Below are 24,691 nucleotides of genomic sequence, written 5' to 3' on the forward strand. Positions count from 1 at the left end.
TTTTTGCGCAATGTAAGGGTGTCATATGCAAACAATTGACGGTAATGGCGCAGTAGCGTCGGTGGCGTTCCGTACCAGCGAGGTTATCGCCATTTACCCGATTACGCCCAGTTCAACAATGGCTGAACAAGCGGATGCCTGGGCCGGTAATGGGCTTAAAAATGTCTGGGGCGATACGCCGCGTGTGGTAGAGATGCAGTCGGAAGGCGGAGCGATCGCCGCCGTTCACGGTGCGTTACAAACCGGTTCGCTTTCTACGTCATTTACATCATCGCAGGGGCTGCTGCTGATGATTCCAACGCTGTATAAACTGGCGGGGCAGCTCACGCCGTTTGTACTGCACGTTGCCGCGCGCACCGTCGCCACGCACGCGCTTTCTATTTTTGGCGACCACTCCGATGTGATGGCGGTCCGCCAGACAGGCTGCGCGATGTTATGTGCCGCCAGCGTTCAGGAAGCGCAGGATTTTGCGCTGATCGCACACAGGGCTACGCTGAAAAGCCGCGTTCCGTTTATTCATTTTTTTGATGGCTTCCGTACATCGCATGAAATCAACAAAATTATACCGCTAACGGATGAAACCATTCTGAACCTGATGCCGCAGGCGGAGATCGACGCTCACCGCGCCCGCGCGCTGAATCCGGAACATCCGGTGATTCGTGGAACTTCAGCGAATCCGGACACCTACTTCCAGTCTCGCGAAGCGACCAATCCGTGGTACAACGCCGTTTATGATCATGTTGAAGAGGCGATGAAGGCATTTGGCGACGCTACAGGCCGCCAGTACCAGCCATTTGAATATTATGGCCATCCCCAGGCTGAACGCGTCATCATTATGATGGGCTCCGCCCTCGGCACCTGCGAAGAGGTCGTGGACGAGCTACTGATACGCGGAGAAAAGGTCGGCGTTCTGAAAGTCCGTCTGTTCCGCCCCTTCTCCGCCAAACACTTGTTACAGGCATTACCGGAAACCGTTCGCGCTATCGCCGTGCTCGATCGCACCAAAGAGCCTGGCGCGCAGGCCGAGCCGCTTTATCTGGACGTGATGACCGCACTGGCGGAGGCCTTTAATAATGGCGAGCGCGAAACATTACCGCGCACCATTGGCGGCCGTTATGGGCTATCATCCAAAGAGTTCGGCCCGGCGTGCGTACTGGCGGTCTTTAATGAACTCAGCCGCGCGAAACCCAAACCACGGTTTACGGTGGGCATTTATGATGACGTCACTAATCTCTCGCTGCCATTACCGGAAAATACCCTGCCCGGCAGCGCTAAACTTGAAGCGTTATTTTACGGTCTGGGAAGCGACGGCAGCGTATCCGCCACGAAAAATAATATTAAAATTATCGGTAATTCTACGCCGTGGTATGCGCAAGGTTATTTCGTTTATGACTCTAAAAAAGCTGGCGGGCTCACGGTATCGCACCTGCGCGTCAGCGAAAAACCCATTCGTTCCGCTTACTTAATTGCTCAGGCGGATTTTGTCGGCTGCCATCAATTACAGTTTATCGATAAATATCAGATGGCGGAGCGTCTGAAGCCCGGCGGTATCTTTCTGCTTAATACGCCGTACAGCGCTGACGAGGTCTGGTCGCGTCTGCCGCAAGAAGTTCAGGCGGTGTTGAATCAGAAAAAGGCGCGTTTTTACGTGGTTAACGCGGCGAAAATCGCCCGCGAATGTGGACTTGGCGCCCGCATCAATACCGTCATGCAAATGGCTTTCTTCCACCTGACGCATATTCTTCCGGGCGATAGCGCCCTGGTTGAGCTGCAGGGCGCGATTGCCAAAAGCTATAGCAGCAAGGGTCAGGATCTGGTTGAGCGTAACTGGCAGGCATTGGCGCTGGCGCAGGCATCGCTGGCGGAAGTGCCGTTGCAGGCGGTTAATCCGCACAGCGCGCATCGCCCGCCGGTCGTCTCCGACGCCGCGCCGGATTTCGTGAAAACCGTTACCGCCGCCATGTTGGCGGGCCTCGGCGACGCACTGCCTGTTTCCGCCCTGCCGCCGGACGGAACATGGCCGATGGGCACCACCCGCTGGGAAAAGCGCAATATCGCCGAAGAGATTCCTGTCTGGAAAGAGGAACTGTGTACACAATGTAATCACTGCGTCGCCGCCTGCCCTCACTCGGCAATTCGTGCGAAAGTCGTTTCCCCGCAGGCGATGGAGAACGCGCCAGCCAGTCTGCATTCGCTGGACGTGAAGTCCCGCGATATGCGCGGCCAGAAATATGTGCTGCAGGTCGCGCCGGAAGACTGTACTGGCTGTAATTTATGCGTAGAGGTCTGCCCGGCTAAAGATCGGCAAAATCCACAGATCAAGGCGATTAACATGATGTCGCGCCTTGAGCATGTGGAAGAAGAGAAAGTGAATTATGACTTTTTCCTCGACTTACCGGAAATCGATCGCAGCAAACTGGAACGGATTGATATCCGCACGTCGCAGCTCATTACACCGCTGTTTGAATATTCCGGTGCCTGTTCCGGCTGCGGTGAAACGCCGTATATTAAACTGCTGACTCAGTTATATGGCGACAGAATGTTAATCGCTAACGCCACGGGGTGTTCCTCTATTTACGGCGGTAATTTGCCCTCAACGCCTTATACCACCGATGCCAACGGACGCGGCCCGGCATGGGCGAATTCGTTATTTGAAGATAACGCGGAATTTGGCCTCGGTTTCCGTCTGAGTGTGGATCAGCACAGGGCGCGCGTCATGCGTTTACTGGCGCAATTCGCCGATCGCATTCCGGCGGAATTAAACGATGCGCTGCATGCCAAAGCAACGCCTGACGTTCGGCGTGAACAGGTCGCCGCATTACGCCAACATCTGAAATCGGTTGCGGGCGCAGAGGAACTGTTAAAGGATGCTGATGCGCTGGTAGAAAAATCAATCTGGCTGATTGGCGGCGATGGTTGGGCATACGACATCGGCTTTGGCGGTTTAGACCATGTGTTAAGCCTGACGGAGAATGTCAATATTCTGGTTCTGGATACGCAGTGTTATTCCAATACTGGCGGCCAGGCGTCGAAGGCGACGCCGCTTGGCGCCGTCACTAAGTTTGGCGAACATGGCAAGCGTAAAGCCCGTAAAGATCTTGGCGTCAGCATGATGATGTATGGTCATGTTTATGTCGCGCAAATTTCGCTGGGCGCGCAGTTAAACCAGACGGTGAAAGCCATCCAGGAGGCCGAAGCCTGGCCAGGACCGTCGCTGATCATTGCCTATAGCCCCTGTGAGGAACATGGTTACGATCTGGCGCTAAGCCATGACCAGATGCGCCAGTTAACGGCGACCGGTTTCTGGCCGTTATACCGCTTTGATCCCCGCCGTGCGGATGAAGGCAAGCCGCCGTTGGCGCTGGACTCTCGGCCACCGTCTGATGCCCTGGCGGAAACGTTGCTTAATGAACAGCGTTTCCGTCGCCTGAATGCGCAACAGCCTGAAGTAGCTGAACAATTATGGCAAGATGCCGCATTGGATTTGCAAAAACGCTATGACTTTCTTGCCTTGCTGGCAGGAAAAGCGGAAAAACCCGGCGCAGATTAAAAAATATTCTAAGGATTAACCTGGAAACAAAAAAAGCCCGAACATCCGTTCGGGCTTGTCAATTTATACGCTGGAAAGCAAAGGTTAACGCAATGGCCCAGCGACAAAATGAATATGTGACAATAAAGGCATATAACAGGCGTAGAATATCGTAACCGAATGATATTGTATAATTTTTATTTCGTATAATACTCCCAAAAGCATTCGTATAAATTATATCTATTTCACTGCGAATTATTTCATTAATTATTGAATTAAACGGTAACATCTCTTTTTAGGTCTTTCCTGACAAGGCAGAAATAACGTTTTAACGTCAACTCGCTGATTATTTACGGGGAATGCGCTTAATATTACGCCGTCCTCCCCTGTTGGTAGTCCCCGCAGAGTATCGTGGAGCAGCACCTAAAATGTGACGTATGTCATTGTACATAAAGTGCCTTTAGGGAGTAGAATTTCAGTGGATACTTAAACAGGAGGTTTTATGAACAGAACGATTCTTGTACCCATCGATATTTCAGATTCAGAATTAACTCAACGCGTGATTTCACATGTTGAAGCCGAAGCAAAGATTGACGACGCTAAAGTGCACTTTTTGACTGTAATCCCGTCTTTGCCCTATTACGCTTCACTGGGACTGGCTTATTCAGCAGAGCTCCCCGCAATGGACGATTTGAAAGCCGAAGCCAAATCTCAACTGGAAGCGATTATCAAGAAATTCAACCTTCCTGCGGACCGCGTGCAGGCGCACGTTGCAGAAGGCTCTCCTAAAGATAAGATTCTGGAAATGGCAAAAAAATTACCGGCCGATATGGTGATTATCGCCTCGCATCGCCCGGATATTACTACCTATCTGTTGGGTTCCAACGCCGCAGCCGTTGTGCGTCATGCGGAATGCTCCGTACTGGTGGTGCGCTAAATACCCGAGCCCGCATAAGAGAGTGCGGGCTCAAATCAACCATCATCATCGCCTAGTGACTGACGCTTTTTGAAAACAGATTGATTACGATTACGCCGCAGATGATAAGCAACATGCCAATAATAGCCGGCACATCCAGTTTTTGGCCAAGAAACAACCATCCTATCAATCCAATAAGAACAATCCCTACCCCAGACCAAATGGCATAAATGATACCAGCAGGGATGGTTCGCATTGGGATGGTAAGGCACCAGAACGCGATACAATATCCGATGATGGTAACGAGGCTCGGTACCAGACGCGTAAAACTATCCGATAATTTTAATGAGATCGTGGCGATAACTTCTACCACGATGGCGATAAATAGAAAGATTACAGCTTCTTTAGTCATACATCTCTTCGTTCCGATATTTTTCTGAGCGTGATGACATCTTAATTAATACGGATGACAGAATAAAGACGCTTTTGAACCATTGCGTATCTTGCCATAACATACTTCAGGTTGCATGTGCTGCGGCTGCGTTCCCTTACCCCAGTCACTTACTTGAGTAAGCTCCTGGGGATCCGCTCGCTTGCCGCCTTCCTGCAACTCGAATTATTTAAAGTATAAAAGCAATCTTTCATACACGAGAGATAACAACAATAAACTTGTTCAGGATTTATGATTACTTAGAAGCGTTTGCCTGCCCCGTATTTTCTGCTTTACCATATGTCCTGTCAATTATACCAACAGGGTCCACTGGTGTGTTTTTTGGCATAACCCAGCCACTTTCACTGACACTACCTCGTGTAAGATATTTGACTTTTACCCTAACGATAATAAGATAATGCTCCCTGCTGAACCTGTCGGCAACACTAAGATCGGTGGTATATTCAGGTACGATTCTTCCACTTCGAACCTGCTCTTTGGCTATTTCAGCAGAGACAGGCAATACCTCTACATCGCCCCCCTCAATACCGCCTGCTGTTTTAAAACTAACAATATTTTCAGCCTGCGGACCTATTGTACCTCGGCATAATACAACTTCAGTCTCCCCTGCTGCAGCATCCCCACTCTGGTATTTCTTATAAATACTTTGTACATTTTCTTCTGATGTAGGGTATAAATCTTCTGACAGAGAGGCCAGTATATCTTCCAGTAAGGGGGAATCATCCGTAATATCCAGAAGCTCTTCATCATAACCCGTGTCTCCTTCTCTTAACTCTGAATAAGGCTTATCAATATGGCGAATAAGCCCCCCACCTTTCAGCCCTGACGCCTGATAAAATCTTCCATCAGAAGATCGGTAAAATGTCATGGCTGAATTTTTTCCGCTATCCGAACAGGTTGCCTGATACGTTTCTGAACCGGGTTCTTTAGTTAAAACGAGCTCTCTGTCGCCATATTTTATCGTATTAGGCGCTTCCGATGACAGCGGTGGATATGAGGCTTGTTTTCTGTAGCGTCCCCCTGCCATAGATGTAACGTGTTCAAATAGGCCATCTAACACCTTACCTGCCAGGTTAGGCTCCGTAGTTGGGGCAGGATGATCCTCCGGGAGAGCCCTTTCATATCTCTGTAATTCTTTAACGGGTAAAAAATCATTCTCACCCTCTGAATTACCATTTTTTATCCTATAATCACCAGATGTTACTGCTAATCTTGATGATAATAACAAACCAGTTACTGCAATGTTTTTAATACTCCTGTCCATTTTATGAATGGTTACTGGCTGAAGATGATTGCGGCTATGAGAAGATAAGAAAATTTGCTTTTGAATTTCCTTTCCCTCAAATATAATTTGCTCAGTGCTTTTAGGTGGAACAGTTACGCTATCTACATTAAATAGCTCATGTTCACCACTCATCGTTACCTGAGAAAAACACGACGATGTATGTGCAATTGCAGCGGGATCAATCTCTTTATAAATAACATTGGCGTAAACGTTTGCAACTTCACCGCTTGCATTTAAATGATCGTGCAAAATATGTTTTAGAAATAGATCTAACAACAATTTTTTTGATGTGATTCCATTTACACAGTTGTGAAAGTCAGGGGGGATTGGATAGCCGTTTTGATCAAATGGAAGCGATAAACATCCTCGCCCCCCATCAATATTTTCGTAACTGTAATTTAGAGATATCTTTACCTCGCATTTATTGGTATCTACATCGTCATTGATACTGCGCTCTACTTTATAATTAACCAGCCTACGGAAGGTTGCGCTATTTGAATAATAAAAATCCAATGTTGATTGGATTTCTTCACATATAATTTCATGTGTTGGCTCAAAGAAGAATTCATAAATATTTAAGCTGTTCTTTTCTTCATCTTTGGCCATCTCATCCAGCTTAATATATTCTTCTGGTAAATTAGATATTTGCTCATGAAAGATATCGTCCTGATAAAGTCCATCCAACATTGAAAGGTACGGTATGGTATCCCAACTTCTGATAGCTTGTATCTGTACCGTCCGCTGTGATTCTCTGGTTGATATATCACTTACTGTTATACGCATTACGTTCTCCAGCCAGAATTATGGTATACATCATAAGATGTAGATATCAGGTAGCAATTCTCATCGCAAATAATTTGTCTGAACTGTACATATGAAACAGGCTATTTTTAATTCAATACGACCACCAGAATAGGCAAGAAAATTTTAAATAGTATACGGTAAACTGATCTTACCCAACGATAATTAAACACTCTGCACTATCTTAGTAGATAATAAAATACTGATACCGTATTTTATATCACCAATAAAAGAGCAAAAAGGGTGTGCCGAATATCATTTTACACCTGTCCCGGTTCACCCCACGGAACCACTTGAAACGTACCATCATCAGGACGCAGCAGCGCCTGAATTTCAGTTGAGCCCGTCACTTCTTAACGGACCTGGCTGCATGATGTATACAGTTGACAATATCCGAAGGTACTATCTCTATTAAAACGTGCTGGCATTCGTCGCCGTAATCCGTACCATACGCGACATACTTTTGCCTGCTGGCTGTTGACGGCAGGAGCGAACCCGGCATTTATAGCCGGCCAAATGGGGCATGAAACTGCGCAGATGGTGTATGAAATTTACGGTATGTGGATTGATGACATGAACGACGAACAGGTAGCGATGTTGAATGCGCGGTTATCGTAGTTGCAAAGTTTGCCCCCAATTTGCCCCATTTAGTACCAGAGAACTGAAATAATGCAAGAAATTCAAAAGAATACAAAGAAAGAACAATACAACCTGAACAAGTTGCAAAAGCGCCTGCGCCGTAACGTTGGCGAAGCGATTGCCGATTTTAATATGATTGAAGAAGGCGATCGCATTATGGTTTGCCTTTCTGGCGGCAAAGATAGCTATACGATGCTGGAAATTTTACGTAATTTGCAGCAAAGCGCTCCGATCAATTTTTCACTGGTCGCCGTCAACCTCGATCAAAAGCAGCCAGGTTTTCCGGAGCATATCCTGCCAGCCTACCTTGAGCAGCTGGGCGTAGAATATAAAATCGTCGAAGAAAACACCTATGGCATTGTGAAAGAAAAGATTCCGGAAGGAAAAACCACCTGCTCGCTGTGCTCGCGTTTGCGTCGGGGTATCCTGTATCGTACGGCGACTGAATTAGGCGCGACCAAAATCGCCCTGGGCCACCATCGCGACGATATTCTGCAAACCCTGTTTCTGAATATGTTCTATGGCGGAAAAATGAAAGGGATGCCGCCGAAGCTGATGAGCGATGACGGCAAACATATTGTGATCCGCCCGCTGGCTTACTGCCGCGAGAAAGATATTGTCCGTTTTGCTGAGGCCAAAGCCTTTCCTATCATTCCTTGTAATCTGTGCGGTTCGCAACCCAACCTGCAACGCCAGGTGATTGCCGACATGCTACGCGACTGGGATAAGCGCTATCCTGGACGGATCGAGACGATGTTTAGCGCCATGCAGAATGTCGTGCCGTCTCACCTTTGTGACACTAACCTGTTCGATTTCAAAGGGATCACTCACGGTTCCGAGGCCGTCGACGGCGGCGATTTAGCGTTCGATCGTGAAGAGATTCCCTTGCAGCCCGCTGGCTGGCAGCCGGAAGAAGATGACACCTCCTTAGAGGCGTTGCGGCTTGATGTTATCGAAGTGAAATAATCTGCAGGCGTCTCAGCACTCCGCTGAGACGCCATACTATCGATCATTTTAATAGCCGTACCCGGCATGACTTGCCTTTGATCTTTCCGTTTTGCAACTGCTTCCAGGCTTTTTGCGCTACTGCTTGACGTACGGCGACGTAAACGTGCATGGGATGCACGTTAATTTTGCCGATATCCGCCCCGTCTAATCCAATATCGCCGGTCAGCGCGCCTAAAATATCTCCCGGACGCATTTTCGCTTTTTTGCCGCCGTCAATACATAGGGTAGCCATCTCTGCGGCCAGAGGGAGCAACGACTGCCGGGCGGGCGCATTCAGCCAGTTCAGTTTGAGTTGCAGCATTTCTGAAAGAATATTTGCCCGCTGCGCCTCTTCCGGCGCGCAGAAACTGATCGCCAGACCGCTACTTCCCGCGCGCGCCGTACGGCCAATACGATGGACATGCACCTCCGGGTCCCAGGCCAGCTCATAGTTAACCACCAGTTCGAGCGATTTAATGTCTAACCCTCGCGCGGCAACGTCGGTGGCAACCAGAATGCGCGCGCTGCCATTTGCAAAACGCACCAACGTCTGGTCGCGGTCGCGTTGTTCCAGATCGCCGTGGAGCGCCAACGCGCTTTGTCCTACCGCATTAAGCGCATCACAAACGGCCTGACAATCTTTTTTGGTATTGCAAAACACCACGCAGGACGCTGGCTGATGCTGGCTAAGCAACGTTTGTAGCAGCGAAATTTTTTCATGCGCAGACGTTTCGAAGAACTGTTGTTCGATAGCCGGTAGCGCATCTACCGTATCGATTTCAATACGTATTGGCTGCTGCTGTACACGACCGCTAATCGCCGCAATGGCGTCAGGCCAGGTTGCTGAAAACAATAACGTCTGGCGCGTCTCAGGCGCAAAGCGGATCACCTCATCAATGGCGTCACTGAATCCCATGTCCAGCATTCGGTCTGCTTCATCCATTACCAGAATGTGCAGCGCATCCAGCGATACGGTTTCTTTTTGTAAATGATCCAGCAGGCGCCCCGGCGTCGCGACAATGATATGCGGAGCGTGCTGAAGCGAGTCGCGCTGTGCGCCAAAGGGTTGCCCGCCACACAAGGTCAGAATTTTGGTATTTGGCAGAAAACGGGCCAGGCGACGTAACTCTCCGGCAACCTGATCCGCCAGCTCCCGCGTCGGACACAGCACTAATGCCTGTGTCTGGAACAGAGTGACATCAATTCGATGCAAGAGCCCAAGACCAAACGCCGCCGTTTTGCCGCTACCGGTCCTGGCCTGCACACGCACATCATTTCCCGCCAGAATGACGGGTAATGCTGCGGCCTGAACAGGCGTCATCTCAAGATAGCCCAGCTCAGTAAGGTTATTGAGCTGGGCGGCGGGCAAAACATTCAGGGTTGAAAAAGCGGTCACAATTTACTCTCGCGGTAACGACTCATAGTCAGCAGGCGCGTATCCTCGCAGATCCGCGCGTTTGATGCGACATTTTAATCGGTTCTTCGTCCGGCGGCGGGTCGGGCATCGGCTGAGGACGGGGAAGCGGCTCAGGAATGGGAACAGGGTCAGTGGGAATCGGGTCCGACAAGGACGAGTGTAGATATAATAAGGTCAAAAGACAGCTCATATTACCCTCCAGAATGTCATTCAGACTCTTAAAGGGTAGACGCAGATATTCTACAGGCAAAAAAAAGCCGACTAATCTAAGTCGGCGTCGTACGAATCAATTGTGCTATGCAGTAATTCAAAAAAGGAAGTAAGACAATATGGAGCGCAACGCCCATCGCTTGACGTTGCATTCACCTGCGAGAGAGATATTGCCCCGAATAGGTAGATGGTTTATTGACTTCGCTCAAATTTCTCGGCGTTTTTTCATACGAAATGGTCTGAAAAGCGCTTTTGTTACAACCATTTACTGCGATGCAACCATAAAGTAACACCACCGATCAGGACAACTAACAGAATACAAAACAGAGAAAAGCCGAACCGCCATCCGCCGCCAGGAATACCGCCCAGGTTAACGCCAAATAACCCTGTTAAAAAGGTGCTGGGCAGAAAAACCATCGCCATAAGCGACATGGTATAAGTTCTGCGCGCCAGAGACTCCTGCATCACCTGGGCAATTTCATCCGCCATGATGCCAGTACGCGCGATACAAGCGTCAATTTCATCCAACCCCCTTCCCAGCCTGTCGGCGATATCCTGCATTCTGCGCCGGTGATCGTCGCTCATCCACGGCAGCCGTTCACTCGCAAGCCGGGCATAGACGTCGCGCTGCGGCGCCATATAGCGACGCATAACAATTAGCTGTTTACGTAGCAATGCGAGGAAACCGCGCGGTGGGATTTGCTGGTCGAGAAGATTATCTTCCAGATCGATAATTTTATCGTGTAGCTCTTCAATAAATTCACTGGCGTGATCGGTTAACGCATCGCACACATCCACTAACCAGCCGCCGCAATCTACGGGCCCGGTGCCCTCCTGCAAATCACTGACCACATCGTCCAGCGCCAGAACCTTTCGCTGACGGGTAGACACAATGAATCGCTCGTCCATATATAAACGCATTGCCACTAATTGATCCGGGCGCTCGTCAGTACTGCCATTAATACAGCGCAGCGTAATGAGCGTCCCTTCCCCCAAACGACTTACGCGCGGGCGCGAGCTTTCACCAGCCAGCGCATCACGCACGTTATTGGGGAGTAAAGGCGTTGAAGCCAACCAGCGGGCGCTGTCCGGGTGGGTATAATTAAGATGTAGCCAACAGGGATGCTGACTATCGATCACATCATTATCTTCGAGCGGTTTTACTCCACCACGACCATCCAGTAGCCATGCGAAAACGGCATCCGGCACGTTCACATCCGATCCCTTAATGGCTTCCACAGAGCCTCCACGTTACAACTCTCATGCCGTTAGTCTAGCTTTCGGGAAAGGTTAAGCAATCTCTCATTTTCTCATTGCGCAAAAAGAATGACGGGAACGTGCGGAAAAAGCGCCTTAGCAACAGGCGCTTACCAAACATGTATTATCAGGCCTGGCCGCGCCTGGTGATGGTCGAAAGAGATGATACATGAGAGCGCGTCAGCGCATGTTCACTGTAACCCGGCTGGCTTAAACGAAATTTGTCGGTTTTAGTCTGTAACTCGATCACCTGCGCCTTTAAAACATCCGAAGAAGCAGATAGCGCTTCAACCATTAAGACATTGCTATGGGTTGCGCTTTCCAGATCGCTCAACGCCAGGGTTATCTGGTTAATGCCCTTTTCCTGCTCCCGCGTGGTGGTGGAAATTTCATTCATCAGCACGTTTAATTGCCCGGAGCCGTCAACAATCTCCTGCATATTTTTTTCAGCCTCCTGCACTATGGCGGCCCCCTGCCGCACATTGTCATGCGTAACGTCGATCAGCGCCTTGATGCTTTTTGCCGCCTCGGCGCTACGATGCGCCAGATTACGCACTTCCCCGGCCACCACGGAGAAACCTTTTCCATGATCGCCCGCCCGCGCAGCCTCTACCGCCGCGTTAAGCGCCAGAATATTAGTCTGGAATGCGATACCGTCAATCAATGAAATAATCTCCGTCATCTGCGAGGCACAGTCGGTAATAGAACGCATATTTTCTGTAACCCGCCCCATTAATTCACCGCCTTTACGGGCGCATTGGGTTGCACAATCCGCCTGTATGCTCGCCATTCGGGTATTATCCGCATTGTTTTTGGTACTCGCCGCCATTTCATCCATACTGGCGGCAGTTTGAATTAACGAGGCCGACTGCTGTTCCGTCTTTACGGATAGCGACATACTGCGCGCCGCCAGTTGTTCGGAAAGGGTCATTGCCGTTTGCGAAGAGGATCTGATTTCACGTACCAGCGCGGAAATATTCTCCGACAGGCTATTAATCCCGGGGATGAGTCGTCCGGCGCAATTATTGCCAAATTCGGAGATATGAATAGACAAGTTTCCTGCTGCGACCTCTTCAATACTTTTCTTCACGGTATTAATCGGCACTACCAGATAGCAGGTCATATACCACCAAAGCAGTAATGCCGAGATCAGATAAATGATATTACACGTAATTAAAATAGGGAGATCGTGCAGAAAAGCTATTTGTAAAGTATCCACCAAAAGAAACGTACATACCATAAATAGAATAATGCATGTCCTGACGCTGATATTTCTCAACATTTTTGACGGCCTACAACCAGGATAGGAGACAGGTTTTATTTTTATAGCATTTCAGATATCTATTGCCATTCGTTTCTTTGACATTCTCCATATTCAATACCAGACCATCGCCATTTCCCTTAGTGCAACAGATAAAATTACCTATATTCGCTATGCCAGGATATTCATCCATCCATATTGACAAGTGATGTACTTATCACCATTTTCTGCTTAATAGTTAAGTCGAAAGCCAGTATATTTTAATAGACGCTTAAATAAGCGAATGACTGTTTCTGCGTGTTATTACCGCGGACAGCGTTATCGCCCGTTCTCTTGCAGAATCCTTAGCGTTTGGATGAGGCGTTATATCAGGCATAAAATCGGGTTCGCGCGAGCTTGCGCTGGCGGTCCTGCCCGCCAGCGGCAACGATTTACCGACTACGCTTCGCATGGCGCTCCCAGTTATCCTGTTTAGCCTGCACCGTTTTACGTAACGCGACATAACATGCCCCGCCGCCGCCATGGTGCGGCAGCGCCGAACAATAAGCCTGTACATCCTCAAACTCTGTCAACCAGCGGGCCACATAGCTTCGGACGATATTGGCATGCGACTTCGCCTCTCGCCCTTTACCATGAATGATCAGGACATTACGCAACCCCTCCTTTTGCGCCTCCAGGATAAAACGAAACAGCATCTTTCGGCACGTTTCGACCGGCTGGCGTAACAAATTGAGGCTGGCCTGCTGAGGATATTTCCCACTGCGTAACTTGTCGATGACACCCTGCTGCAATCCTTCCCGACGAAACTCCAGCGGTTCATTCAGCGGCAGAATATCCAGAAAGCCCGTCGTCAGGAAATTATCAAGCTGAAGCGTGTCGATACGCTGGGGCGTTTTAAGATTACGCGTTGGCTGCCAGTGTACATCAGTATGGCGTTTCAGCGGCTGGACATCCTCCATGGCGTCAAGAAACAGCGCTTTATCGTCAAGGTTCATGGTTCATCCTCCAGCGTTTTTGCGACTGCCGTTATCATAACCGTGCCCTGTTATACCGACAACGGTTTACAGTTATTTCCAATAACAGCGACAATGTCAGGCAATTAACCGCCTCGCCCGGCTCCCTTTTTCTCCGCCAACGATATTACTGTCGCTAAATGTGTTATCCCTGACTATCTTTTAAGGAGTATGGTTGCGGGTATTCCTGGCATGATATCTTGTCTCTTACGTTAGATTAAGACGATGTGAGAGAACGGATGCTGAGATTACTTGAAGAGAAGATAGCCACGCCATTAGGACCGTTATGGGTGGTTTGCGATGAGCAGTTTCGACTGCGGGCCATTGAGTGGGAACAGTACCGCGATCGTATGGAGCAACTGCTAAATATCCACTACCGTCACGAAGGCTATGAACGCCTTTCTGCGACTAACCCCGGTGGACTCAGCGATAAGCTTGCAGATTATTTTGCAGGCAATCTCGCCGTAATTGATACCCTGGAAACCGCAACGGGGGGCACACCTTTTCAACGGGAAGTATGGCAGGCGTTGCGCGCTATCCCCTGCGGGCAGGTGATGCACTATGGTCAACTGGCGGCGCAACTGGGACGACCGGGCGCCGCACGCGCAGTCGGTGCTGCGAATGGCGCTAACCCCATCAGTATTGTTGTTCCCTGCCATCGCGTCATCGGGCGTAACGGCACTCTGACCGGATACGCCGGTGGCGTGCAGCGAAAAGAGTGGCTATTACGCCATGAAGGCTATCTTTTATTATGAATATACAGGCAAAAAGTGCCTTATCGGTCACACTTTTATGTAAAGCAACAACAAATAAATTACGTATTTTCAAATAGATAAAAGTATTCATCAAACTTATACTTGAATTATTCCTTCTCCGGGATAGCTCAGACTTACGCGCTCACCAAAAAGATGTTAAAATTGACAAATATCAATTACGGCTTGAGCAGACCTATGATCCCGGAAAAGCGAATTATACGGCGCATTCAGTCTGGCGGTTGTGCTATCCATTGCCAGGATTGCAGTATCAGCCAGCTTTGCATCCCGTTCACACTTAACGAGCATGAGCTTGATCAGCTTGATAATATCATCGAGCGCAAAAAGCCCATTCAGAAAGGGCAAACTCTGTTTAAAGCAGGTGATGAATTGAAATCGCTCTATGCTATCCGCTCCGGAACGATTAAGAGCTACACCATTACCGAGCAAGGCGATGAGCAGATTACTGGATTCCATTTAGCAGGCGACCTGGTGGGTTTTGACGCCATTGGCAGCGGTCATCATCCGAGCTTTGCACAAGCGCTGGAAACCTCAATGGTATGTGAAATACCCTTTGAGACACTGGATGACCTGTCCGGCAAAATGCCTAACCTGCGTCAGCAAATGATGCGTCTGATGAGCGGTGAAATTAAAGGCGATCAGGATATGATCCTGTTATTGTCGAAGAAGAACGCCGAAGAACGTCTGGCTGCGTTTATTTACAACCTGTCCCGCCGCTTTGCGCAGCGTGGTTTTTCACCGCGTGAATTCCGCCTGACGATGACCCGCGGCGATATCGGCAACTATCTTGGCTTAACGGTCGAAACCATTAGCCGTCTGCTGGGGCGTTTCCAGAAAAGCGGTATGCTGGCGGTGAAAGGTAAGTATATTACTATTGAAAACAGCGATGCGCTGGCGGCCCTCGCCGGTCATACCCGCAACGTCGCTTAAACGTCAGCTAAACCATTGATGTTATCTTCTGCCATATCGTTAAATTTTTCTCATTTATTGATCTGGCAGAAGCGCTTCCTCTGTTTCATTCACCATATTTGAGTTACTCTTTAGTTACAAACTGCGATGACAGTTGTAAGGAGACCCTGTATGGCTATGTATCAAAATATGCTGGTGGTCATCGATCCCAATCAGGACGACCAACCCGCATTACGGCGAGCAGTTTATTTGCATCAACGGATTGGCGGCAAAATTAAAGCTTTCCTGCCTATTTACGATTTCTCGTATGAGATGACGACCCTGCTTTCTCCTGACGAACGCACCGCAATGCGTCAGGGCGTAATAAGTCAACGCACAGCCTGGATACGTGAGCAGGCGAAATATTATCTTGAAGCCGGTGTCCCCATTGAAATTAAAGTGGTCTGGCACAATCGTCCCTTTGAGGCCATCATCCAGGAGGTTATCGCCGGCAGTCACGATCTGGTGTTGAAAATGGCGCATCAGCACGATCGACTGGAAGCGGTCATTTTTACCCCTACCGACTGGCATTTGCTGCGTAAATGCCCAAGCCCCGTGTGGATGGTCAAAGATCAGCCGTGGCCAGAGGGCGGCAAAGCCCTGGTCGCCGTGAACCTGGCAAGCGAAGAGCCCTATCACAATGCTCTCAACGAAAAGCTGGTAAAAGAGACCTTACAATTGGCGGAGCAGGTTAATCATACCGAAGTACACCTGGTCGGCGCCTACCCCGTTACGCCAATCAATATTGCCATTGAGCTGCCGGAATTTGATCCCAGCGTGTATAACGACGCCATCAGAGGCCAGCATTTACTGGCGATGAAAGCGCTGCGCCAGAAATTCAGCATCGATGAAAAAGTTACGCATGTAGAAAAAGGTTTGCCGGAAGAAGTTATCCCGGATCTTGCCGAACATCTCCAGGCGGGGATCGTTGTGCTTGGCACCGTTGGACGTACCGGACTCTCAGCCGCGTTTCTGGGGAACACGGCCGAACAGGTCATTGACCATCTGCGCTGCGACCTGTTAGTCATTAAGCCTGATGAGTATCAAACACCGGTTGAACTGGACGACGAGGACGATTAATCCCTCTTCTGTCCTGCCGGATGGCACTGCCATCCGGCCAATACCCTATTCCTGTTACTCATCTCCGCCGAGGAAATAGATCCCCAAAGGAATCGCCAGCAGAATAGTGAACACCAGACTGTAAACGAAAATCATTGCCGACTGAATGGCATACATAGAGCTTGTCCACTCGGACAGTGGAATATGATATTGCTCAATCACACCGCCGATAGTCGCGCGCGTTACCACCGATGCCGCAACGATAAACACTGCCAGCAGGCATAACAGAAATTTTTTCCCCTTCGCCGATTTCAGCTTCATCATGATCATAGTATTGTCCTTTACAGATGGCTTTGTTACCTGATGGCAACAATATCATGACAATCACGCGATGTCTGCCCTATAAAACGTGACATTGTATTTACATAAAAAGTAAACCACTGAGATTAAAGCTAATAGCACTATTTCTTCTTTTTACTTATCGATGATCTACGCGTTTATCCTGGGTAAAATACCTGTTAATCAGGTCATTCTGAGCTGTTATCGTAGGAAGGAGCGGAAAACAATAATGTTCACTGAATTTTTTCTCAAAAACGCATTTAATCTGGCGATACTTTTCAGTTGCGGCATGGCGTTGCTGGTCGTGAGATTTTGGCTCAGCCGTAACGTACAGTGGAAGAAAGGATTCACGTTCCATGCGGCACAGTTTTTTATTTACGCGATTATTATTGGGACCATCGGGAGCATCCTGAATAATGCTATTGAAGATTATAATTTGCGTTTTATCTCTTCCGGGGTCATTGATTTTATCTGCACCTCGCTCATTGCGCTTATTCTGACGATAAAACTTTTCCTGATTATTAACCAATTTGAAAAAGCACAGGTCAATAAAGGTAGAGATGTCACCAGTACCCGTATTCTGGCACGGGTCATAAAAATAACCATTATTGTCGCGATTGTCTTATTGTATGGCGAACATTTTGGCATGAGTCTGTCCGGTCTGCTGACCTTTGGCGGTATCGGCGGTATCGCTGTTGGTATGGCGGGCAAAGATGTCCTGAGCAATTTTTTCTCCGGTATTATGCTCTATTTCGATCGCCCCTTCAGTATCGGAGACTGGATTCGTTCTCCTGACAGAAATATCGAAGGTACGGTCGCCGAAATCGGCTGGCGAATTACGCGAATTAACACATTCGACCACCGCCCGTTGTACGTGCCTAATTCCGTCTTTTCATCCATTAGCGTTGAGAATCCGGGACGGATGACCAACCGTCGAATAAAAACGGTTATTGGATTACGTTACGAAGATGCCGACAAAATTGGCCTCATTGTTGACGCTATCAGAAACATGTTGCAGGCGCACAGAGATATCGATCAGAAACAGACGCTGTTGGTCTATTTTAATGAATTCGCCGACTCTTCGCTGAATATTATGGTGTATTGCTTTACCAAAACAACAGTATGGCAGGAATGGCTTGCCGTACAGCAGGATGTTTACCTGAAAATTATTGCGATTGTCCAGGAAAACGGCGCTGACTTCGCCTTCCCAAGCCAGACGCTCTATATCGATGACCCGGAGACCGCGCCTGCGACAAAATAAAAGATAGCCGGTGCCCGATAACGCTTATCGGGCACCGAGGCTTCTCTGTCCGGATGACGGGTTGTTAGCGCCTTCCTCACGGTGATCAACGGCTCTTTTCATTCACCGTCATGGTAAATTCAAGCACCTCATTAGTGTCGTTAACGTAGGCATGAGGCATGTCGGTTCTGGCTACAGCGGAGCAGCCCTCCCGAATAATAAAGCGTCTACCGTTGACTGTTAATGTCAGTGTTCCCTGATTAACAAACAGTAATTCACAGGTGTCTGCTGGATGCCCTGCCGATTCAAACTGTTCACCAGGATGCATTATCCATTGCCAGAGTTCCAGCATATCCGGCCCGCTGGTTCCCGCCATCAGTTTTGCGCTGCCGCCTTTCTCGCCGCGCCACAACACCGGAATAGCATCCCGGTCGATAAGATGGACCATCGGCTCGCTGGCGACGTTGACAAAATCCGCCACGGACACTCCCATTGCCGCCGCGATCTTACATAATAGCGCAATGCTTGGATTGGCTTTACAGCCTTCAATTTCCACCAGCATTCCTTTACTGACGCCGGAACGCCGCGCAAGCTCATCCAGCGACATCTTTTTTTGGCTACGAAATTGTTTGATACGTTGGGAAACAGCTTCATTTATCGTGCTGACGTCGGCGCCCGCCGTGGTCGATAAGTTGACTTTTTTGGTCATTGGTCGATATCATAGAAGAAAATAGTCATTACAGGATTATGCGATGTCTTCTATGTTACCGTCAATCAGCCCGGAACTGGCCCGTATCGCTCCCGGCTTTCGTGCATTAAGTATTAATGTTATTGCCGCTCCGGTTCGCGATGCGCAGGTCGGAGAAATCGCGTTAAAAGAGGCCTGTCAGGCCGTAATCAACGGACAACCGGCGTGGGCACAGGCGCATATAGACGCCTGGAATGCAGTGTTTAAAGCATTCGGCGCAAAACCAAAGCGCCCCCCCTGCTCGGCTGAAGCGCTACGAAAACGCGTGTTGAAGGATGGAACAATGGCGTCGCTGGACCCGGTTGTTGACCTTTATAACGCCGTGAGCCTGCGCTATGCCGTACCGGTAGGCGGCGAAAATAGCGCGGCTTATTGTGGATCGCCGCGGCTGGTTTTCGCAGACGGAAGTGAAACATTTGATACCCTGAAAGAAGGACAACCCGTCACCGAGTCGCCAGAACCGGGCGAAGTTATCTGGCGCGATGACAGAGGCGTCACCTGTCGGCGCTGGAACTGGCGTCAGGGAGTACGTACCCGACTAAGCGCTTCAGATAAAGCGATGTGGTTTATCCTTGAAAGCTTGCCGGAAATGCCGGTTGATGAATTGTACGCGGCAGGAAACATGCTGACTGACGGCCTTGAAAAAATGATGCCAGGTTTACGTTTTGAATCCACGTTGATGGGTGTCTGATTGATATTGCGTAACAGGAGAAATACCATGTCGCTGTTTCTGACAAGTTTTATTTTCGAAAAAAAAGAGTACGACGAAGAGTTTTATCAACTGGATGGCTGGATTGAGCGCTATACGCAGTCTATTGATGGCTATATTGGGATGGAAAGCTATACCGATGCCGCCAGCGGAAGAATGGTTAATAATTATTACTGGCAGACCCGCGAATCAATGGAGCTATTGATAAATAATTTACAGCACCAGCAGGCCAAATCACAAAGTCATAAGTGGCTTTCCGGTTACCAGACGATTATTGCAGAAATTCAGGGGTGCCATAACGTTAACCTGCCCCATCCGCTGGCATCATTTTCAGTTCCTTATGCGTGATGCAATAGTATATGTATTAAATGTGGGGGCACACAAGAGAATGCCTGCGCCCCTGCATTGCCGGTTATTCGGTTCTCTGTGCAGGGGCGTGCTGATATAAGTGATTAGTAAACAGGAAGATGAGTGATATCTCGTGGTACACTAACACGCGTAACCACATTGTTTTCATCGCACTCTATCAACGCTCTGGCAAAAATACTGAGCTCATTAATTTTCAGCCCGGAATTATCCAAAAACTGGCGGCAAGCGTAGTCAGAAAAAAAGGTTATGCCGGGATGAATATCATGTTCCCGAATAAAACGGGCCTGAGCAAATGGCGTATCCATACTCAGCACATATACCGCCCGGTTTGAGTGGCTACCCGCTGATTTAAGGCGGTCACTATAGTCTTTTACCTGCCATTCACAAACCGGCGTATCCAGTGACGGGACGACAATAATCCGCTTTTTTATCCCCGGGATACAGTAACCCGGTAATAAATTATGGCTCACCAGCCCCTTTGTGCAGGGTAATGGTTTGCCTTCAGCCAGTATACCGGGTTTGAGGGTCAGCTGCGTTTTGCCAAAGGTGACAGCGTGTTCCTGACCCAATGAGATATAATCTTGTGTTGTTGCTGGTGTCATAAAAAGTTCTCCTTTTAACGTTTGTATTATTTTAGCCATAATAATTATTTAGCAATCTACTAAAGAACCAAGTCAACATCCATAATAAGAGCAGTGAAATAAAAGCCAACCCATTATTCATTGCTGTTTTTACTCTACTTTTTTATTGTCCCGGAGATAGTAAATTTATCTTTAATCAATTCCCCAAAATATTCATATGTCAATTTCAACTCTCCATTTGAACCTCCATTATAAGTTACCGTCTGAAGATACTCTCCGGGATTACCCCCGGCTTTGATATCGCATCGACTATTCCAACTTCCTGTTGAAAAATGCCCACACTGGAGATTGAGATTAGATATGGGGTTATTATTTATATCTTTAACAATAATTTTCACAACAGCACTCTCTCCTGGCATCAGTAAAGATTTATCTGCACTAATGACAGATAAATCTTTACTCAATTTAACTATACGTTTTGTTTCAATAGAATGGAGTTCAGAAACCATCGGCACAGGCGTATATCCTGGTGCTGAGACCATATCTGTTTCGTTATAATGCTCAATTCTTATCTTCGAACCTACATTATCCTCGCTGATAACAATTTCATATTTACACGGCTTTTCACGTAGAAGCTCATGCTGTGAGTCATCTTTCTCAACGCGATAATACGTACATACTGTGGTAGCCGTTTCATTAGCTTGATATTTTTCAGAATCAAGATCACTGACTCTCCCAACCATTCTTGCTTTTAAAAGCATGCCTGGTATAGGTATATATGATTCAAAATATCCATAATACCCATTCAATTCCAACCCATAATCACTCAACGGCGAACTAGGCCTGTGCCCAACGCTCGGCGCCGTAGGAGGAGAAAACATCCCGACGGTTGCCGCGGACGTTGTCGACGAATCCGCCAAGACGCTTATCGGCGCAGCCGCCAGAAGCAGGCTATAGATAATAAGATTATGTTTCGACATACGCACTGTTGATCCTTTTTAAAACATTAATTCGCATCAGATGCTGCGGTAGAACTCTTAGCATTTTCTTTATCAGAAATAATTCTGACGCGAATATATTTATTCTGTAGCGATTCCCCGTTAAGGCTATAAGGGATAAGCCAGGTGGCTTTTGTCGCCCCCGGTACGGATTGCCAGGATTTCATTTCATCCGAGATTTCCCACTGATAATTAAACGCATCAGTACAGTCCGTGTTATTTATACAAAGCGTTCTGGCTCGCATTTCCGTTCCGACGACTGGCGCGGTAACGCTTCCGTTGGCTTCTTCAGTACCCGGCGTAAAAAGCACCTCCACAGAAGTGACCTTCTGCGCAATACTGTCTGACTGCGCTTGTAGTAGTACGGTACCCTTCACCGGATGTTTATCGTCTGGTCCGCTTGCTTCAATATGTAATTTGAGCGAGCGGGCATCATCGCCGATATGGGTCACCAGAACCCGTTCAACCCAATGGCCGTCACGCTCTCTACCACCGAGCGCTTTAAATGCCAGACCCGGCGTATCTGATTGATACTTAATATTACGTGGTTTGAGCGACGCCCACTCCTCTTCAGAGCGCTCGCGCACGTAGTGCCACTCAATAACCTTCCCCTCTTCTCCGGCGGGAAGCGGCGTACTGACAACAAAGTTGCCATCCTCAACCTGAACATCGTCATTGATAACATTTATCCAGGAACGGAAACTGGTCTCATCCTGTGTCACCCTTACCGGGATACGCTCGGAGGTCACGCGAGTACCCCGGCTGTCAGTCACCGTTAAATAAAGGCTATACTCCTGACCGTCGGTCGCCGTCAGCGGAAGTTGTGGAAGGATAAGGCCGCTGCCCAGACTCCCCTGAAGCTGGAGCCCGGCGAGAAGCTCCGCATCACCCGACCACTCAACCTTCTCAATCGGGTAACGGCTATCTACCGTCGCCATTAATGTCACCAGCGTCCCGGACAGGCCTGACACTGGCATTGCCGTAATGCGGATTTTACTGGCCTGCTCCCGATACGCCATGACGATATCGTAATTACGATCGACAAAGGCACGCCGATTAGTCGTATTTGACGGCGCCCCAACGTTGCGGTAATCAAGCTGTTCATGTAACGGCGTACCGAAGGAATAGTTGACTCTCAGACCGCCCTCTGCCTGCGAGCCGCCGTTACCGGCGTCCCGATATCCTGCTCTGACCTCAAGCAAGGGGACAGGATTCCAGACCAGAGCCGCACCTGCGGCGCGGGGATTCCGGCTTAATGTACCGTTACCCAATAGATCAACTTTATCCCCGTAATACTGTTCATATGTCAGCTCGCCACTGAACCAGGGAAAATCGGGAAGCGTGCCTTTTGTTCGCAGATCAAAGCCATATGCCGGACGCTCATCATGTAATTCATGAACTGCTGACGTTTTCCAGCCGGTGAGAGGGAAATAATAGTTGCCGGAAAAGGCCAGACTGTCTTTATAAACTTCCCCGCCAATGCCGCCACGTAAGTGGGAATAACGGATGTCGGCATCCAGAAATGTATTGACGCCGAGCAGCCATCCATTGACCTCCTGGCGATAACCCACACCAACGTTAACATAGGTGCGGCCATCGAAACTGCTGCTGTCGTGGTCGCGAAAGCCAAGCTGGCCAAAGAGTAAAGACGATGTTGTTTCCTCGACGGGAATAAACATATCGAACTCTGATGAGCGATATTTCGCGCCATCTTCAAGATTGACGCCACCACGGAAAATAATCGCCGGAAAAGCGCTCTTCATCCCCTCGTTCACCAAATGATTAGCGGCTTGCCCTGGTAATGCCTTTATTTTTCCTTTGGCATAATCCTCCAGCGTCCCCTCCTGCAGATGCGGAGAAATAGACGATGCCGTCCCCGCAATCCACGACTGAATTTCATTATCGCTATCAGCGATGACCGGGAGTGAAATCTGACTGGTAACAATGGCCCAGGTTATATATTTAGTAATGGGTTTTTTAGAAAAAACCACTTTATTGTCTCCTGCTATATCCCCCTGCCTGGCAGAGGGAGTATTAAAATAAGATGTTTATTTGGCGATAACCATCAGCGACGGATAGCGCGTTTATTCTCCGGCGTGGCTTTCGTCGTTTTAGGCGTAACGTGGACACGGAACAGTTTATTCTGCTCAGTTCCCTTAATAATATATTTATGTTTTTCAGCGTTGGTATTATTCAGATCGGTGAACTTATCTGGTGTCCCGGCATCCGCCATCTGCCAGGTAAAGTTATAATTACTGACCTCACACTCAGCCGCCGCTGTGGCGGCACATTCCAGTACCGCTTCAAGGGTGCCGCCCACCACTGGGGTGTTGGCGTCATTGGTACCGTTGAGTTCATCAGTTGGTTTACCACTTTCATTCACCACATTGATAGTGACAGAACGTAGCTTATTAGAAATCGTACCGTCTGCGGCGGAGTCGCCGCCCACGCCAGAAGATGAAGAAGTTAATAAGACAGTGGCAGGCAAGAATGCACTATCCGGCGTCCCCGTTGCCGTCTTAATCCGGTAAACGATTTTAATTTTTTTACCGCCTGCATCAGCAGGAATGGTAAAAGCCGTCCCGGTTGCCGCCGGGGTTCCAGAAGGATCGGCAGCCTCATTATCCACCAGGTACCATTTAATATCGTCGGCATTATTCATTTTATCCAGCGATAAGGGATCCCCATCCTCATCCCTAATAAAAACATCCGCTATCTGGAGGGTTGAACCGGTCGTCAGTTCCCCAGACACTTCTATCTTTTTTGCATTAGTAGTTGCCACAGGACGGTGACCAACAGAAGCAGGTGTAGCAGAAGAAGCCATATCATTGGCTCTGGTATTCGCCACCGCCTCTACTGAGACCACGGATGCACAAATCGCTAACGCTAATAAAGATTTTTTGAAGTACAAAACAATTCCCTTTTATTTAATCATTAGAAATAATTACGAGATTTATAATCTCACGAGCTAAAAATTCAGGGTTATTCAATCATTTTAACCCCTTGTGAAATTATGCCCTTCGCCATGCTAATTACTTAGCTTTACTGGCAAAAACCGATCTCCAAGTGTAAAGTTTATTCAAAAACGTCAAGAAATTTAAATATTTCTTGTTTTGCCAGAAAAGCTAACAACCCCACTAGTTTAATAACACAGTATGTCA

Annotated in this window: 22 protein-coding genes and 1 pseudogene; 10 read left to right on the forward strand and 13 right to left on the reverse strand. The window is 48.5% G+C overall.

The genetic code is table 11. The features are described from left to right. Positions 1-25: 25 nt before the first annotated feature. Both nifJ and uspF read left to right on the forward strand, forming a co-directional pair. The gene (gene nifJ, locus NA389_RS00820; RefSeq protein WP_001193244.1) at positions 26-3,550 is read left to right on the forward strand and encodes a pyruvate:ferredoxin (flavodoxin) oxidoreductase; all 3,525 of its coding nucleotides are present in this window, start codon (positions 26-28) and stop codon (positions 3,548-3,550) included. Positions 3,551-4,031: 481 nt separating this feature from the next. Continuing rightward, complete coding sequence (gene uspF / locus NA389_RS00825) at positions 4,032-4,466, forward strand: universal stress protein UspF (protein ID WP_001082296.1); 435 nt, start codon at positions 4,032-4,034, stop codon at positions 4,464-4,466. A gap of 52 nt (positions 4,467-4,518) precedes the next feature. Here uspF and NA389_RS00830 read toward each other — a convergent pair whose 3' ends face one another. Next, complete coding sequence (locus NA389_RS00830; protein WP_000159242.1) at positions 4,519-4,857, reverse strand: SMR family transporter; 339 nt, start codon at positions 4,855-4,857, stop codon at positions 4,519-4,521. A 274-nt stretch (positions 4,858-5,131) separates the two neighbouring features. Continuing rightward, complete coding sequence (locus NA389_RS00835; RefSeq protein WP_001223407.1) at positions 5,132-6,964, reverse strand: DUF4765 family protein; 1,833 nt, start codon at positions 6,962-6,964, stop codon at positions 5,132-5,134. Between the two features lie 429 nt (positions 6,965-7,393). On the opposite strand from NA389_RS00835, the pseudogene NA389_RS00840 reads away from it, so the two are divergent. Together NA389_RS00840 and ttcA are read left to right on the forward strand one after the other, a co-directional pair. Then, positions 7,394-7,600 (forward strand): annotated as a pseudogene (locus NA389_RS00840) (tyrosine-type recombinase/integrase); the annotation flags it as partial. 51 nt (positions 7,601-7,651) lie between these two features. After that, entirely contained in the window at positions 7,652-8,587 is a 936-nt protein-coding gene (ttcA, locus tag NA389_RS00845) for a tRNA 2-thiocytidine(32) synthetase TtcA (protein ID WP_001156214.1), read from the forward strand. A 43-nt stretch (positions 8,588-8,630) separates the two neighbouring features. Here ttcA and dbpA read toward each other — a convergent pair whose 3' ends face one another. The 5 genes from dbpA to smrA all read right to left on the reverse strand — a co-directional run bounded on the left by dbpA (position 8,631) and on the right by smrA (position 13,748). Beyond that, positions 8,631-10,004: an ATP-dependent RNA helicase DbpA gene (dbpA, locus tag NA389_RS00850; RefSeq protein ID WP_000123694.1), complete on the reverse strand. Its 1,374-nt coding sequence runs from the start codon at positions 10,002-10,004 to the stop codon at positions 8,631-8,633. 28 nt (positions 10,005-10,032) lie between these two features. After that, positions 10,033-10,215 carry a proline-rich small protein YnaL gene (gene ynaL, locus NA389_RS00855; protein ID WP_015405931.1) on the reverse strand — a complete coding sequence of 61 codons (183 nt, stop codon included), beginning with the start codon at positions 10,213-10,215 and terminating at the stop codon, positions 10,033-10,035. A gap of 275 nt (positions 10,216-10,490) precedes the next feature. Then, a complete protein-coding gene (zntB, locus tag NA389_RS00860) occupies positions 10,491-11,474 on the reverse strand; it encodes a zinc transporter ZntB (protein WP_000387370.1) in 984 nt (327 codons plus the stop codon). Between the two features lie 145 nt (positions 11,475-11,619). After that, positions 11,620-12,774: a methyl-accepting chemotaxis protein gene (locus NA389_RS00865; protein WP_000945612.1), complete on the reverse strand. Its 1,155-nt coding sequence runs from the start codon at positions 12,772-12,774 to the stop codon at positions 11,620-11,622. 410 nt (positions 12,775-13,184) lie between these two features. Beyond that, positions 13,185-13,748 (reverse strand): DNA endonuclease SmrA, encoded by a 564-nt coding sequence (gene smrA, locus NA389_RS00870; RefSeq protein WP_001046799.1) that lies wholly within the window; start codon positions 13,746-13,748, stop codon positions 13,185-13,187. A 257-nt stretch (positions 13,749-14,005) separates the two neighbouring features. Here smrA and ogt point away from each other — a divergent pair, with 257 nt between their 5' ends. From ogt to uspE, 3 genes are all read left to right on the forward strand, one after another. Continuing rightward, positions 14,006-14,521, forward strand: a complete 516-nt coding sequence (ogt, locus tag NA389_RS00875; protein WP_000945034.1) for a methylated-DNA--[protein]-cysteine S-methyltransferase — start codon at positions 14,006-14,008, stop codon at positions 14,519-14,521. A 195-nt stretch (positions 14,522-14,716) separates the two neighbouring features. Next, the gene (gene fnr, locus NA389_RS00880) at positions 14,717-15,469 is read left to right on the forward strand and encodes a fumarate/nitrate reduction transcriptional regulator Fnr (RefSeq protein ID WP_000611914.1); all 753 of its coding nucleotides are present in this window, start codon (positions 14,717-14,719) and stop codon (positions 15,467-15,469) included. Positions 15,470-15,619: 150 nt separating this feature from the next. Continuing rightward, complete coding sequence (gene uspE / locus NA389_RS00885) at positions 15,620-16,567, forward strand: universal stress protein UspE (RefSeq protein WP_001262138.1); 948 nt, start codon at positions 15,620-15,622, stop codon at positions 16,565-16,567. Positions 16,568-16,621: 54 nt separating this feature from the next. Here the strand turns inward: uspE and NA389_RS00890 are convergent, their stop codons facing one another. Continuing rightward, a complete protein-coding gene (locus NA389_RS00890) occupies positions 16,622-16,876 on the reverse strand; it encodes a DUF2534 family protein (RefSeq protein WP_000605645.1) in 255 nt (84 codons plus the stop codon). A 238-nt stretch (positions 16,877-17,114) separates the two neighbouring features. Between NA389_RS00890 and NA389_RS00895 the strand changes: the two genes are divergently transcribed. Further along, complete coding sequence (locus NA389_RS00895; RefSeq protein WP_000493666.1) at positions 17,115-18,146, forward strand: mechanosensitive ion channel family protein; 1,032 nt, start codon at positions 17,115-17,117, stop codon at positions 18,144-18,146. Positions 18,147-18,231: 85 nt separating this feature from the next. On the opposite strand, the gene NA389_RS00900 is transcribed toward NA389_RS00895, so the two are convergent. Further along, entirely contained in the window at positions 18,232-18,834 is a 603-nt protein-coding gene (locus tag NA389_RS00900; RefSeq protein WP_000163368.1) for a helix-turn-helix domain-containing protein, read from the reverse strand. A gap of 43 nt (positions 18,835-18,877) precedes the next feature. Between NA389_RS00900 and NA389_RS00905 the strand changes: the two genes are divergently transcribed. Beyond that, positions 18,878-19,564, forward strand: a complete 687-nt coding sequence (locus NA389_RS00905) for a B3/B4 domain-containing protein (RefSeq protein WP_000097259.1) — start codon at positions 18,878-18,880, stop codon at positions 19,562-19,564. A 27-nt stretch (positions 19,565-19,591) separates the two neighbouring features. Further along, positions 19,592-19,930 carry an antibiotic biosynthesis monooxygenase family protein gene (locus tag NA389_RS00910; protein WP_000051812.1) on the forward strand — a complete coding sequence of 113 codons (339 nt, stop codon included), beginning with the start codon at positions 19,592-19,594 and terminating at the stop codon, positions 19,928-19,930. Positions 19,931-20,034: 104 nt separating this feature from the next. On the opposite strand, the gene NA389_RS00915 is transcribed toward NA389_RS00910, so the two are convergent. The 4 genes from NA389_RS00915 to zirU all read right to left on the reverse strand — a co-directional run bounded on the left by NA389_RS00915 (position 20,035) and on the right by zirU (position 24,441). Then, the gene (locus NA389_RS00915; RefSeq protein ID WP_001062618.1) at positions 20,035-20,592 is read right to left on the reverse strand and encodes a redoxin family protein; all 558 of its coding nucleotides are present in this window, start codon (positions 20,590-20,592) and stop codon (positions 20,035-20,037) included. 95 nt (positions 20,593-20,687) lie between these two features. Next, entirely contained in the window at positions 20,688-21,512 is an 825-nt protein-coding gene (locus tag NA389_RS00920) for a ZirS family two-partner secretion-like system exoprotein (RefSeq protein ID WP_001666973.1), read from the reverse strand. A gap of 26 nt (positions 21,513-21,538) precedes the next feature. Next, entirely contained in the window at positions 21,539-23,521 is a 1,983-nt protein-coding gene (gene zirT / locus NA389_RS00925; protein WP_000232049.1) for a two-partner secretion translocator ZirT, read from the reverse strand. A 74-nt stretch (positions 23,522-23,595) separates the two neighbouring features. Next, positions 23,596-24,441 carry a two-partner-like secretion system exoprotein ZirU gene (gene zirU / locus NA389_RS00930; protein ID WP_000273676.1) on the reverse strand — a complete coding sequence of 282 codons (846 nt, stop codon included), beginning with the start codon at positions 24,439-24,441 and terminating at the stop codon, positions 23,596-23,598. Positions 24,442-24,691: the final 250 nt, after the last annotated feature.

The organism is Salmonella sp. NW645, assembly GCF_051703725.1.
GTDB classification, from domain to species: Bacteria; Pseudomonadota; Gammaproteobacteria; order Enterobacterales; family Enterobacteriaceae; genus Salmonella; species Salmonella enterica.